Origin of the sequence: Cellvibrio sp. BR, from assembly GCF_000263355.1 — a bacterium.
Classification (GTDB): Bacteria; Pseudomonadota; Gammaproteobacteria; order Pseudomonadales; family Cellvibrionaceae; genus Cellvibrio.
The window spans coordinates 298,818-312,248 of the sequence record NZ_JH668203.1 but is presented as its reverse complement, the minus strand read 5'-3'; the positions used below and the strand labels follow the sequence as shown (position 1 = coordinate 312,248).

The window sequence follows — 13,431 nt, the reverse complement described above, 5'->3', positions numbered from 1 at the left end:
GCCTTCATTCACAGCATTAGGGATTCGCTGGGTGAGGAACAGGTGGTTGCGGCGGACTGGTTTCATCTTCCCCGTCGCGAAAGAAAAAGGCTTTCAACGGTTCCCATTGCGGTGCAGGTGCCTGGTTAGCACCGCTTAGGGCAAGTGGGTAGCTACCCCACCAACTACCAGCTGCCCAGTAACTCCAGCCGCGCCAGGTGTTGTTGTCCATCAACTCCAGAAAGCGAGTGAGCGTGAGCAGGCATTCGCTGCTACGCGGCACACCAAACTCCCCTAAAAACAGCGTTTGCTGATGGGTTTTGGCCCACTCGGTAATGCGCTCGAATTTCGCATTAAATTGATCGGCGGGGCGGCACCCTGTGCCAGTGCTGGTAGTGTGGGTGCCTGAGTAGTCACTGTCGGTGTACTGGTGGACTTCGATAATGGCGCGGTTGAGCGGGTCATGCAGGTCACTAAATTCGCTGGCGTTGCTGTATTCCAGGCCGGAAAACCAATCGTGCAGGCCACTCCAGCGGCCACCGCTGACAAAGACCAGATTGGTCGCATCTGCCGCGCGCAGTTCGGCGAGGGTTTGTTTGGCGATAACTGCCCAGCTGTTCAACGGAATATTGGCCGGTTCGTTCATCAACCCGAAGGCGACTTTATTGGCGTCCGGAAATTCGGCGGCTAGCGCCAGCCAAAAGGCGATAAACATAGTGGTTAAGGTGGTGCCTTCGGGCGAAGGTGTAGGCAGTGGGTCGCCCAGTTTGTATTGGTAGTATTTGGCGTAGTTGTGTACGTCCAGCAGTACACATAACCCAGCGGCGCTGGCGTTATTGACTGTAGTGTGCAAACGCCCCAGCTCGGCCGGGTCGAGTGGGCCATTAACCGTTTGTTGCAGGCGCTCCCAGCGAAAGGGCAGGCGAATCATATTGGCGCCCTGGGCGGCGATGTAATTCAATTCCGCGGTGCTGGGATAGGTGTAATTTTTATAGACGATGCCCGGCAAGGCTTTGGTATTGAACTCCGCCCCGGCGAGATTGACGCCGGTCAGCCGCGCTTGATCCAAACAACCCGCCTGTGAAGGTGAGCCAACCATCGTCAACATCAGACTCAATAAGCCCAAGGCGCGCTTCAGGGGGGGAGGACACCGGAGAATATTCATGATGCCTTCCGCAATTGATCGTAAAGCGCGAGGTAGCGATCAGCCACTTGCGGCCAGGCATAGCGAATCGCAAACGCCTGCGCGGCTTTCACGCGCTGCTGGTAAGCCTGCTCGCCTTGATCGTGAAGTTCCAGCAGCTGGGCGATTGCCGCGTGCTGTTGCGTTGCCGGCTCAAAACAGAACCCCAAGCCAGATTCCCCATGCAGCCGCCGAAAGGGTGGAATCGCACTGAGAATGGGTGTGAGCCCGGCACTCATTGCTTCTATCGGCGCTATACCAAAACCTTCGTGATCCGACAGGCAGATGAAATAGCTGGCTTGGTTGAGCAGGTGTTTGATTTCCTCGTCGCTGGGGTTAGCGGCCAAGGTCACAGCATGGCTAATACCCAAGGATTGCGTGGCTGCTTGCAGCTCGGCGAGGCTGTGATCGTATTCGCGCCCGGCGATAATCAAGCGCCATTCGGGGCGCTGCCGCAGCAGTTCAGCGAACAATTCCAATGCAGGAATCAGCCCTTTATTGGATGACCAGCGGCCAAAATACATCAGCGTTGGTGTGAGTTGTGGTGCGGCGCTACCTGCATACTTTTCCACATCCACCCCATTCTCAATGACCTGCAGTTTGTGCTGATCCATGATTTGTCCAAACAAGTCGCCGTCATTGGCACTGGTGGCAACCACCCGGTTGTAAGCATTGGCGGAGAGGCGCGTAACACTGTGGAAATACGCCTGTTTGGCGCGCGAGGCAAAGCGGGTATGGAAGAACCCTCCATGGGTGGATAGCACCAGCGGGCGACGATGTAGCCATTTGGTGGCAGCGAGGAAGTCGTAAAAAAAGTCCACGCCATGCACATGTATTACATCGGCATCCTTCAGGTATTTAAAAACGCCGGGGCACAGGGGGTAGCGGCTGGAACCCATGTAGGGCAGGCGGATGACTTCAATTCCCTCAATCGTCTCTTGCTGGGGCAACAACTCACTGGAGTTACGAAACAGGCGATTGAGGGTAATGATCCGCGTGGCGCCTTGGCCTTGATGTAACTGGTGGCGAGCAATATTGCGCACCACTTCTTCCATCCCGCCAATGGACGGCAGGTATTGGCGCACTATGTGGGTGACTTTAATGGGGGAGCTAACTGGCATCTTTTCCTCCGGTATAGCTGGGTTGCCCGGGAGTAGGTGCAGGCTTTTGCAGGCTGCAACCCACTAAAAACCAGAGTAAGCCGGCGCTTTTGAGTGCAAAAAATGAAAAGCCACTGATACAGAGAATCAGCGCGATGTAGAGCGATACCATCGCCCGAAAACGCTGGCTGGTAGCGGAGCTGATGGGTAATAGCCAGAAGCTGCACCAAAACACCAGCGCCATTGGTAGCCCAAACGTGGCCAGGGTATGGGCATAGCCCTCATCGTAATAAACCTTGGTGTGACCTATACCGAGTAGTTTGAGGGCGTCAAATTGCAGTAGCGACCAACCGCTGTAGGCGAGGCGCCCTTGCAAGTCGTCATTGAGAATCCGCCCTGTTTCGTTGGGGGTTGTGTAGCCAATGACCAAGAGCAGGAGGATGGCGGCGATAGGGGCGAAGATACAAAAATTAAGCAGGCTGCCGTGCACCAGCAGGCGCAGCACTACAAAGCTACTCACGGTCATCAGCGCGAATCGCGAATCGCACAGCACCATCATTATCACCGCGGCCACTACAAAAAATATCCCATCGCGCCAGTGTGTGCGGGCAAGCCCCCAAGCGGCGCAAAGGCTGGCAAAGTTGCCGAGCGATACCGGTTCGAGGAAAACCGAGGAGACCCGATGCGGGCCAAGCAGGCCGGGGAGCAGGGTGCGGCCTATACCTTCGGGGCGCATACCATTGGCTTGCAGGCGGTCTTCCCGGACAAAGTCCATCGCAGGATCAATAGAGCCGATGCTGACGTAGTAGCTGAAAATATCAAACCAGCGGGTGTAGCGATCAAGTAGCAGCAACTCAAACATGCCCATCGCCAAGACCATGCAAATCGCCACTTTAAGCGCGCGATCAGCCAGCTCCAGCCGCCCGATGTTACACCCCAGCCAGAAGTAGCAGAGGGGTATGGCAATATCGCGAAACGCTTTGACGTTAACCTGGTTGTTGATGATGCTCAGCAAACACAGCATGGCAGCGGCGAGACAGGCGAGAATGACCACCCCCGGCAATAGCCGCCGTACCAATAGCGGCACACATGCCATCAGGATAATTGCCTCGGCCAAACCCACGAGCGAGCGTGACATAGGCAGGACGAGGGTATTGAGCAGGCACAACACCGCCTGGTAGCCGACACTGGCGACAATGATAAAAGTGACCAGTCGCTGATCGTTCAGCCAGCGTTGCTCCCGCACCAGATGCGCACTGGCGGGCAGGGGGGGAATAGTCGGGCAGGCCTGCGGGTAGTTCATCCTTACCTCGTGTGTATCGTCTGCAACCGCCACTAGCCGAGCAGGGTTGTGCCCAACAGGCGCACACCTAATTCGCGCAAGCGGTTGCCAATGGCAACCAGCGCTTTGGTGTGAGTGACATGTTGTTGCGCAATTAACAGGGCTGCTCCCGCCTGTGCGGCGACCAGTTGTGCATCGCGATTTGAGTCCATCGGTGCGGTGCTGATCAGGGTGATATCAAAGTGCTGGATCAGCGGGTTCACCCGCTCCTGATAGTGTTTGCTGGCGAGCAATTCCTGAGGGTTGGGCGCGCGGGTGCCGGCAGGTAACACCCACAGTGAGCGCACTTGCTCTATGGCCGTGGGGGCCACCGAAGTGCGCTCGGCAATCCAGTCGGACAAACCGGGCGCGTGCTCCTGCAGGTTAAACAGGGCGTTGAGTTGTGGCGTACGCAGGTTGCTGTCGATCAGCAGGGTGCGCAGGCCGAGTTGCGCAAAACTGATCGCCAGATTGGCGGCAGTGATTGCTGTGGTCGTCGCATTTTCGGCGCTGACTATCGCCAGCGCATGGTGTGGTTGGGGGTTGAAGTAGCGCAACATTAACTCGCTGCGCAGGCTACGCAGTGCTTCTGCCTGGGTGCTGTCCGGTTGAAAGAGTGCGCTCAGGCGGCGGTCAAGTTTGCTCGATGCCGCAGGTGTCTGGGTGTAAGCAAACTGCTCAGCCAGAATGGCGTTAATGTCATCGGCGCTGACCAGCCCCAATTTCAGCGCGGCATCGCCAAAGCGCAGTCCCTGTTTCTTTTGGGTCGCCAGAATGGTGTTCAAGTCTTTGGGGCTGAGCTTGCCCATTGCCACCAGCATTGGTCCCATCCGGGATGACTGGCCGAGCTGCATTGCCTGGGCAAGCGCCTGTTCGCGATCCAGTATTTGCAAACGATCATTCATGGTGCGAGCTCCTGCTATATCTAAGTCTGCGTCTGGCGGTCAGCGCGGAATATGGGCCAGCACCGGCAAACCCAACCCTTGTTCAAGATCCAAAACGCTGCGAATACGTTGATCCAACCATTCCCAACAGAGTGCGATAGCAATACCGGATAGCAGGCCTGCCATGGCAGCGAGCAGGATGATCAGGGCGGGTTTGGGGGATGTTGGGCTTGTAGGTACCAGTGCGCTGTTGAGTACCGCGACATCGGTGGCGGCAATCTGGCTTTCCAACCGGGTTTGTACCGAACGGGCGAGTGCGGCGTCGTAAGCGGCTTGGGCGTTATCCACTTCCTGCTTGAGCAGGTTGAGTTCATTGCGATTACGGCTGAGTTGTAGCACCAGTTCTTTTTGCCGTGTTAGCTCGGCTTTGAGCTGGTCTTCGCGGGTTTGCGACAGTTCTACAGAAGACTGCAGGCTGCCACTGATCAGCTCCAACATGCGGTTCATTTGTTGTTTGAGTGCGCCCACTTCACTGCGTGCCTGACGGTATTGGGGGTGGTTTTCACCGACTTGGGTAGCCAGCTCGGCCAGCCGTGCCTGGGCTTGCGCCAGATCCGTTGCCAGCTTTTGTACTTGAGGGTTATCCAACGCGCGGGTTTCCAGCTGGCCGCGCTTGGTATTGGCAATCTGGTCACTGCGGCTTTGGGAGTTCAGGCGTTCGTTCTGCACGGCGATCAACATAGACGACAGCTCGGCGAGCTTGTTGGATTCAAGATCCAATCGGTCAGAAGACACGAGAATACCGTGTTCCTCTTGATAACTGGAAAGTGCATCCTGCTTCTCGATCAGCTCCTGCCGCATTCCGGTTAATTGCTGGTTGTACCACTGGGTAGTTTGTTTGGCGGGTTCAATACGCAGTTCGAGGTTGGTGTACATGTATGCCTCTGCGTAGGCATCGGCGATTTGCGCGGCAAGCTGTGGGTCTTGAGCCTTGAAGGCGATGCTCAACACACTGCTATCCCGTTTGGGCACCACAATTAAACCCTTTGCGAGGAAGCTGAGCATGCGGCGCTGATCGCGCTCGGGTTCACCGGTGAGTTTGGCCGCTTTGATCATGGCAGGAGAGCTACCCAGTGCCAGCTGATCAATCACTTTGCCGGCCACATTGCGACTGCGAATGATATCGCTCTGGGTTGCGAGATAAGCGCCCGTCATTCGAGCTGGTTGTGATTGGCCGCTGATCGGATCGAGCCCACGGCTATCCACCAATAGGTCGATGGAGGCGGTGTAAGACTTGGGGGTTAGCAAAATCAGTATCGCTGCTGCCAGCAGCGCCAAGGCACAGCTGGCGATAATCGCCCACTTCCGCGCCAGTAAGATGCCCATCAGTGTATTCAGATTCATACGTCAGTTCCTACTTTTCAGGGGCGGCTAGAACAGGCTTTCTCTCACCACCAACACATCTCCGTCCATCACTCGATCATCGGGTTTGGCAACTAATTCCTGTACTGAACCGTCGGCAGCTTCACGAAACACCTTTACCTTGCTGTCGCTGGCGCGCGCGGTGGGGCCGCCACCGGCACTGAGTGCCTGACGGATATTTAAAGGGCGATCAAGGGGGTACATTCCTGGTGAGTGAACTTCACCATTAATATAAAAACGGCCAGCATTGGGCACATATATTGTGTCGCCATCTCTAAGCCACACCGTTGGCTGCTGTTCCGCAGCGTGGTTTAGCATTTGCTGCAGGTCATATTCGGTGCGCTCCTGACGACCATTAGCTAGGGTGCGGGTAAGAATTAACCTTTCGCTGCCAGTAGGGGCTATACCGCCGGCCCATGCCAACGCCTGGGTCAGGCTGGTGGGGCCTTCCAGAACCAGTTTTCCGGGGCTATTAACTCGCCCCAGAATGGCGACCACTTGGCTGCGATACTTGGTAACCAATAGGTTAACTTGGGCATTTTTGAGAAAATTGCCGGCCTCATACCGTTCAGCAATCATTCGCGCCGCTTCGGCACTGGTTTTACCGGCGACGATCATGGTGCCCAGCAAGGGGACTTGCACTGTGCCTGTCGCGCTGACTTGGGCGTCGGCGGCGAGTTCTTGTTGACCATATACAGTGATGCGCACTTCATCACCGCTCCCGATCAGATAACTGCGCGGTGCGATTGACGACTCTGCCCATACCAGCGTACTGAACAGCAATAAAATAGCTGCGGTGAGGTAGTGACCGGAACGACCAATGGGATAACAACGAATCATTTCAACTGTCCTTAATGATCTATCCACCGAAGTTCGGGGAATAAAACGATATCTAGCTTTGCTCCTGCAAAAGCGAGGCCCACTCATACAATTGATATAAAAAAATCACAAAAATGCAGACCAAGGCATAAATAAAGCGGGCTTTCGTGTCAGATGAATGATTCTTCTTGGTTTTGATGGCGAAATGATGAAATTTCCCAGAGTCATTTTTGTAAATAGGAAATTAATTTTTGTATCTTTTTGGTGCGACGGTGCCCGAAGGGCAGGATTTAGTGCAAAAGCTACATGAATCTATTTAACGCTGTGGATGAGTTTTTTGCGTGGAAGGGCTTTGGGTGCTTGGTGTACAATGCGCGCCTCCCTTTTTCACCTTCCCATCCACATCCCCGCCCATCTCATGGCGCGCGGTTAACTCAGGAACTTTCCACAGGAACTATTTATGTTTGATAAAAACCAAACTATTGCTTCTTTTGATCCCGAAATTTGGGCGTCTATCCAGAGCGAAGGTCAACGTCAGGAAGAGCACATCGAGTTGATCGCCTCGGAAAACTACACCAGTCCCATGGTGATGGTGGCGCAAGGCACCAAGCTGACCAACAAATATGCTGAAGGCTATCCAGGTAAGCGTTATTACGGTGGTTGTGAATACGTCGATGTGACTGAAGCATTAGCTATTTCGCGCGCCAAAGAGCTGTTCGGTGCCGACTACGCGAACGTGCAGCCACATGCCGGTTCACAAGCTAACCAAGCGGTTTACGCGGCGCTGTGTAGCCCGGGCGATACTATTTTGGGCATGAGCCTCGCGCACGGTGGTCACTTGACTCACGGAGCCAAGGTCAGTTCATCGGGCAAGTATTACAACGCCATCCAGTACGGCCTGAACCCCGAAACCGGTTTGATCGATTATGACGAAGTAGAGCGTCTGGCCCTGGAACACAAGCCAAAAGTGGTAGTAGCAGGTTTCTCCGCCTATTCACAGGTAGTGGATTGGCAGCGTTTCCGCGACATCGCCGACAAAGTGGGTGCCTATTTGTTTGTGGATATGGCGCACGTTGCCGGTCTGGTTGCAGCTGGCCTGTACCCTAACCCGGTGCAAATTGCTGATGTCACCACTACCACCACACACAAAACCCTGCGTGGCCCTCGCGGTGGTTTGATTCTGGCCAAAGCCAACGAAGAAATTGAGAAAAAACTCAATTCTGCAGTATTCCCCGGCGGCCAAGGTGGCCCCTTGATGCATGTTATCGCTGCCAAAGCGATCAGCTTCAAAGAAGCCATGACCCCCGAGTACAAGGCTTATCAGAAACAAGTAGTAGTAAACGCCAAGGCGATGGCCAAAACTTTTATTGAGCGCGGTATTAATATTGTTTCTGGTGGTACTGAAAACCACTTGATGCTGGTTGATTTGATTGGCAAATCCTACAGCGGTAAAGATGCGGATGAAGCCTTGGGCAAAGCGCACATCACCGTGAACAAAAACGCCGTGCCTAACGACCCACGCTCACCCTTTGTGACCTCCGGTATCCGTGTTGGTACTCCGGCGGTGACTACCCGTGGTTTCAAAGAGGCTGAGTGCGTGCAATTGACTAACTGGATTTGCGATATTTTTGCTGCACTGGAAGCCGGTAATGCCGATGCAGTGATTGCCGAGGTAAAAGCCAAGGTATCTGCGCTGTGCAAGCAGTTCCCCGTTTACGCTGAGTAATAGCCCCTACTAAGGAACCCTCGCTATCTGCATACGGGGGGGGTCCTTGATCACAAAAAGGCAGCCTCTGTGGCTGCCTTTTTGTTTTTGGCATTAATTTCCTTTGCCAATATCAATCAAATTTTTGGTTACTGGGGCACTACAATCACGGTGTTGCCAGTTGAACCTGCAGAGCCAGCCGAACCCGTATCTCCGGTTGCGCCTGTGTTCCCGGTATTTCCTGTGTTTCCGGTTGCACCGGTATCGCCCGTGCTACCTGTATCACCGGTTGCGCCAGTGTCACCAGTATTTCCCGTCGCGCCTTGTACACCTTCGTTGCCCGTTGCGCCTTTGTTGCCGGTATTTCCGGTGTTACCTGTATCACCGGTGGCACCCTTTTCGCCGGCCGGGCCAGGGACTGCAACTACTACTGTGTCTGTTTGGCGTTCGCACGCAGCAAGGCTAATCGCGCCAATTAAGGTTAATAAAAGAAGTGAGTGTTTCATAAGGTGCCTTTTCTGTGAGTGTGAGTTAACGGCAGTTTTAAGGCGAGAGAGCCTTTAGGACAGCGCAGACAAGTAAACAAGATTCGTTTTGCGAGGAAATGTAGAGCAGTTATTTTTCCGCGTAATAAAAATGTAATTACAGTAGAAAAGTGAAGCGCTGCTTGGATCTACCAACACCTCAGGCAAGTCGTCTTTCGTTTAATTTGGGAGGAGTATAGGCAGTAAGCTTGACGAGCGCGGTGCGCCAGCGAACAAAGCGCCTGCGAAAGGGTGAGCTGCAAGCGCTTCTTTTTTTGCGCTCCGACGTGTGCTGGTGGTGGCTGTTACGACGGCAAGATTCACCGGTTTTTGTGCTAGACTGCGCGCCAGTTTTTAATCGCTGGGGCTAATGATTATGCATTGTCCGTTTTGTAGTGCGGAAGATACGAAAGTTATCGATTCCCGTTTGGTGGCCGAGGGCGATCAAGTGCGCCGCCGCCGCGAGTGTTTATCCTGCCATGAGCGCTTCACCACTTTTGAAGTGGCTGAATTGGTGATGCCGCGCATCATCAAACAAAACGGCACCCGCGAACCCTTCGACGAAAACAAACTGCGCGCCGGTTTATTGCGTGCGCTGGAAAAACGCCCTGTGAGTATTGAGGCGATTGAGTCTGCCATTAACCATATCAAACACTTTTTGCAGGCCACGGGCGAACGTGAAGTAAAAGCCTTGTTGGTCGGTGAAAAAGTAATGGAGCAATTGCAGAAACTGGATGAGGTCGCCTATGTGCGTTTTGCCTCTGTTTATCGCCGCTTTAAAGATTTAAACGAATTCCGTCAGGAAATTGATCGCCTTGAACAGCAACCCGAACACGAACAGTAAGCGGACGCGAATAATCCCCTAATGGCTATTACTTCAGTCGATTTTGATTTTATGGCGCAGGCGTTCCGTTTGGCGGAGCGCGGCCTCTATACCACCATGCCCAATCCACGCGTGGGTTGTGTGCTGGTAAAAGATGGGCAGATTATTGCCGAGGGCTGGCATATTCGCGCCGGTGAAGCTCACGCTGAGGTCAATGCCTTGCGTGCAGCGGGAGAGAACGCACGCGGTGCAACGGCTTATGTCAGCCTTGAACCTTGCAGTCATACCGGCCGCACAGGCCCCTGTTCTCAAGCGCTGATTGATGCGGGTGTGGCGCGCGTAGTTTATGCGATGGAAGACCCTAACCCATTAGTGTCTGGTGATGGCATCGCCATGTTGCGCGCCGCGGGTGTGCAGGTGGATGGCTCTTTATTAGAAGACGATGCACGCGCATTGAATCCCGGCTATATCAAACGCATGGAGCGCAAGTTGCCCTTTGTGCGCTGCAAATTGGCCATGAGTCTCGATGGCCGCACAGCGATGGAATCCGGTGAAAGCAAATGGATTACTGGCCCCAACGCGCGGGCTGATGTTCAGCGCTTGCGCGCGCGTTCCTGTGCAATTATTTCCGGTGTCGATTCGATTCTGCAGGATAATTCCTCCCTGACTGTGCGTGTAGACGAATTGGATTTGCCCAATGCGCAAGAGGCAGCCGCCAAACATCCGCTACGCGTGATTCTGGATTCAACCCTGCGTTTGTCGCGCAACGCCTTGTTATTCAAACAACTCAGCCCCATCTTGTTGGTTCATAACGGCTCGGTAGATGCGGCTCAATGTGAGGGCTGGCCGGAGTTTGTCGAACTGTTAGCTGTGCCCGCGAAAGATGACCGTATCGATTTAACTGCGCTGTTGCGCGAGTTAGCGAAGCGCCAGTGCAATGAAGTGTTGGTAGAAACCGGCGCGACTCTGGCGGGCAGTTTTTTACGTCGTGGCCTGCTCGACGAAATCATTATTTATATGGCGCCCAAGCTACTGGGCAGCAATGCGCGCCCCATCTTTGATTTGCCGCTGGATACCATGTCGTCATCGCTGGCATTAAAAATCAAAGATATTCGCGCCGTGGGCCGTGACTGGCGCATTACCGCCGCGCCCGATACCGAATATTAAGGCTTTTTTGTAAACCCAATTTCCCCTAAAGGTTTTTGCTTGTGAGTGATGAACAACAATCTTCCCCGTTTACGCCACCGCCTTCTGGCCCGGTTATAGACAATACCGCTTCATTGGGTAAACGTTTTCAGGCCATGGTTATCGACGTGGTAATTATGATGGTCTGTATCTTTCCCTTTGCGCAAAGTCAGGGTTTGATGGAGATCGCCGAAAAGCAGGGCACCATTCCGCCGGAGCTGGCGTTGAAGTTGGTGTTATTTCAGTTGATGATGTTTTTTGTGCTGCACGGCTTTTTACTGCATCAATACGGACAAACGATTGGTAAACGCATTATTGGTATCGCCATAGTCACTATGGATAACCAAAAACCTGCCTTTCTGTTGCTGATTCTGCAACGTTATGTATCCCAGTGGTTGATGGGCATGGTGCCGGTCATTGGTATTTTGCTGCGCTTGGCGGATGTGCTAGCGATTTTCCGCGAAGACAGACGCTGCATCCACGATCACCTCGCTAAAACCAAAGTGATTGATCTGAAAATTCCCGTTAGTCACAGCCAGACCAAACCCACTAGCATCATCGTATAAGCCACTTTACATAAGCCCTTTATGTGCGGCGCTGATGTTTACAGCGCTGTTATTTACGGCGCAGATTCGGAGCTCAGTTATGTTCACCGGTATTATTGAAGCCATTGGCGAAGTGGTGGCGTTGCAGCCTAAAAATGGCGACCTGCGCCTGCGTATCAAAACGAACAATTTGAACTTGGCTGACGTGCATTTGGGCGATTCGATTGCCACCAACGGCGTCTGTCTCACCGTTGTTGATTTACCCGGCGATGGCTATTGGGCCGATGTCTCGCGCGAAACCCTGGATAACACCACTTTACCCGGTTGGAAAATTGGGCAGCGGGTGAATCTGGAAAAAGCACTCACCCCGCAAACCCGCCTCGGTGGCCATATCGTTAGTGGCCATGTGGATGGTGTGGGCGAGGTAGTCAGCCGCCACCCGGATGCACGCTCCGAGCGTTTTCGCATTCGCGCGCCGAAAGAGTTGGCGAAATATATCGCCCACAAAGGGTCAATTACGGTGGATGGTACTAGTCTTACCGTTAATAAAGTGGATGGCGCCGAGTTTGAACTCAATATTGTGCCGCACACGCTCAAGTGGACGATCATGGAGTCCTATCAAGCGGGCAGCAAAATCAATCTGGAAGTGGATGTGCTCGCGCGCTATCTGGAGCGGTTGATGTTGGGCGAAAAAGCCGCTGAAGGCGAAGGGCAGGGCATCACCCTGGAGTTTTTGGCAAAAAACGGTTTTATGTAATCGGCATTTCCTAATAGGAATTGGTAACTCGGGATTCTCTATGCAACTCAACACCATTGAAGAACTGATCGAAGACTTACGTCACGGCAAGATGGTTATCCTGATGGATGACGAAGACCGTGAAAATGAAGGCGATTTGATTATGGTCGCCGAACAGGTGCGCCCGGAAGATATCAACTTTATGGCAACCCACGCACGCGGCCTGATTTGCCTCACGCTCACCGCCGAGCGCTGCAAGCAATTGGATTTGCCGCTGATGGTGAGCGACAACAAATCCCAGCACACCACCAATTTTACTGTCTCGATTGAAGCGGCCGAAGGTGTTAGCACCGGTATTTCCGCTGCTGATCGCGCCTTAACAATACGTGCGGCGGTAAAAGCCAATGCCAAAGCAACGGATATAGTTCAACCGGGCCATATCTTTCCGCTGATGTCGCAGCCGGGTGGTGTAATGAGCCGTGCCGGTCATACTGAGGCCGGTTGCGACCTGGCGCGCCTGGCCGGCTTTGAACCAGCAGCGGTTATCGTGGAGGTAATGAACCCCGATGGCACTATGGCGCGTCGGGCGGATCTTGAGCAATTTGCTGAGCAACATCACCTGAAAATCGGTACCATTGCCGACCTGATTCACTACCGCGCCACTAAAGAAAAAACCGTGGAGTGCATCAACAGCCGCAAAGTGGATACCCTTTACGGCGAGTTTGATTTGCACACCTACCGCGATACCGCGCGCGGCGATTTGCACTTTGTGATGACCAAAGGCGAGATAGACGCTGAGCCAACCTTGGTGCGGGTGCATGTGATGGATATAGCGCGCGATGTGCTCAGCCTCAAACGCACTTCGGTTGCTGGCGGTAAAAGCTGGACCTATCAGGATGCACTGCAAAAAGTCAGTGAAGAGGGCAAGGGGGTCGTGCTGTTAATCTGCCACGATGAATCCACCAAAGAAGTAGAGGACAGCATCGATTGGCTGATCTCTGGCAAACAAATGCGCCGCAGCTCGGAAGTCCTCTACAAACAAGTGGGCACCGGCTCGCAAATCCTGCGCGACTTGGGTGTGCGCAAAATGCGTGTGATGTCTGCACCAATGCGTTACTCCGCGCTCTCCGGTTTTGATTTGGAAGTGGTTGACTATGTTTGCCCGGAGGGTGACTGAAAGGTTTTCCCTGAAGGCGAGTAACCTC

Annotated in this window: 13 protein-coding genes; 6 read left to right on the top strand and 7 right to left on the bottom strand. The window is 53.8% G+C overall.

What is annotated here, in order from left to right; all coding sequences use genetic code 11:
* Positions 1 to 16: 16 nt before the first annotated feature.
* The 6 genes from O59_RS14525 to O59_RS14500 are packed head-to-tail and all read right to left on the bottom strand — an operon-like array spanning position 17 to position 6,729.
* On the bottom strand, positions 17 to 1,144 hold the full coding sequence (locus O59_RS14525) for a glycoside hydrolase family 5 protein (protein ID WP_157152585.1): 1,128 nt from the start codon (positions 1,142 to 1,144) through the stop codon (positions 17 to 19).
* Positions 1,141 to 2,283 (bottom strand): glycosyltransferase family 4 protein, encoded by a 1,143-nt coding sequence (locus tag O59_RS14520; RefSeq protein ID WP_007644043.1) that lies wholly within the window; start codon positions 2,281 to 2,283, stop codon positions 1,141 to 1,143. Before O59_RS14520 ends, O59_RS14525 begins: the two co-directional genes overlap by 4 nt.
* Positions 2,273 to 3,565: a hypothetical protein gene (locus O59_RS14515; RefSeq protein WP_007644042.1), complete on the bottom strand. Its 1,293-nt coding sequence runs from the start codon at positions 3,563 to 3,565 to the stop codon at positions 2,273 to 2,275. The genes O59_RS14520 and O59_RS14515 overlap by 11 nt, the downstream gene beginning before the upstream one ends.
* A 32-nt stretch (positions 3,566 to 3,597) precedes the next feature.
* On the bottom strand, positions 3,598 to 4,488 hold the full coding sequence (locus tag O59_RS14510) for a polysaccharide biosynthesis tyrosine autokinase (protein ID WP_007644041.1): 891 nt from the start codon (positions 4,486 to 4,488) through the stop codon (positions 3,598 to 3,600).
* Positions 4,489 to 4,527: 39 nt separating this feature from the next.
* Positions 4,528 to 5,871, bottom strand: coding sequence for a Wzz/FepE/Etk N-terminal domain-containing protein (locus tag O59_RS14505; protein WP_007644040.1), 1,344 nt, complete (start codon positions 5,869 to 5,871; stop codon positions 4,528 to 4,530).
* A gap of 27 nt (positions 5,872 to 5,898) precedes the next feature.
* Entirely contained in the window at positions 5,899 to 6,729 is an 831-nt protein-coding gene (locus O59_RS14500) for a polysaccharide biosynthesis/export family protein (RefSeq protein ID WP_007644039.1), read from the bottom strand.
* A 439-nt stretch (positions 6,730 to 7,168) separates the two neighbouring features.
* On the opposite strand from O59_RS14500, the gene glyA reads away from it, so the two are divergent.
* Complete coding sequence (gene glyA, locus O59_RS14495; RefSeq protein ID WP_007644038.1) at positions 7,169 to 8,434, top strand: serine hydroxymethyltransferase; 1,266 nt, start codon at positions 7,169 to 7,171, stop codon at positions 8,432 to 8,434.
* 128 nt (positions 8,435 to 8,562) lie between these two features.
* On the opposite strand, the gene O59_RS14490 is transcribed toward glyA, so the two are convergent.
* Positions 8,563 to 8,919: a collagen-like protein gene (locus tag O59_RS14490; RefSeq protein WP_007644035.1), complete on the bottom strand. Its 357-nt coding sequence runs from the start codon at positions 8,917 to 8,919 to the stop codon at positions 8,563 to 8,565.
* A gap of 394 nt (positions 8,920 to 9,313) precedes the next feature.
* On the opposite strand from O59_RS14490, the gene nrdR reads away from it, so the two are divergent.
* The 5 genes from nrdR (at position 9,314) to ribBA (ending at position 13,403) form a co-directional block, all read left to right on the top strand.
* Positions 9,314 to 9,781, top strand: coding sequence for a transcriptional regulator NrdR (gene nrdR / locus O59_RS14485; protein WP_040392987.1), 468 nt, complete (start codon positions 9,314 to 9,316; stop codon positions 9,779 to 9,781).
* A 21-nt stretch (positions 9,782 to 9,802) separates the two neighbouring features.
* Entirely contained in the window at positions 9,803 to 10,927 is a 1,125-nt protein-coding gene (gene ribD, locus O59_RS14480) for a bifunctional diaminohydroxyphosphoribosylaminopyrimidine deaminase/5-amino-6-(5-phosphoribosylamino)uracil reductase RibD (protein ID WP_007644024.1), read from the top strand.
* Positions 10,928 to 10,968: 41 nt separating this feature from the next.
* Positions 10,969 to 11,511, top strand: coding sequence for an RDD family protein (locus tag O59_RS14475; RefSeq protein WP_007644023.1), 543 nt, complete (start codon positions 10,969 to 10,971; stop codon positions 11,509 to 11,511).
* 79 nt (positions 11,512 to 11,590) lie between these two features.
* Entirely contained in the window at positions 11,591 to 12,247 is a 657-nt protein-coding gene (locus tag O59_RS14470; protein WP_007644022.1) for a riboflavin synthase, read from the top strand.
* 40 nt (positions 12,248 to 12,287) lie between these two features.
* The gene (gene ribBA / locus O59_RS14465; protein WP_007644021.1) at positions 12,288 to 13,403 is read left to right on the top strand and encodes a bifunctional 3,4-dihydroxy-2-butanone-4-phosphate synthase/GTP cyclohydrolase II; all 1,116 of its coding nucleotides are present in this window, start codon (positions 12,288 to 12,290) and stop codon (positions 13,401 to 13,403) included.
* Positions 13,404 to 13,431: the final 28 nt, after the last annotated feature.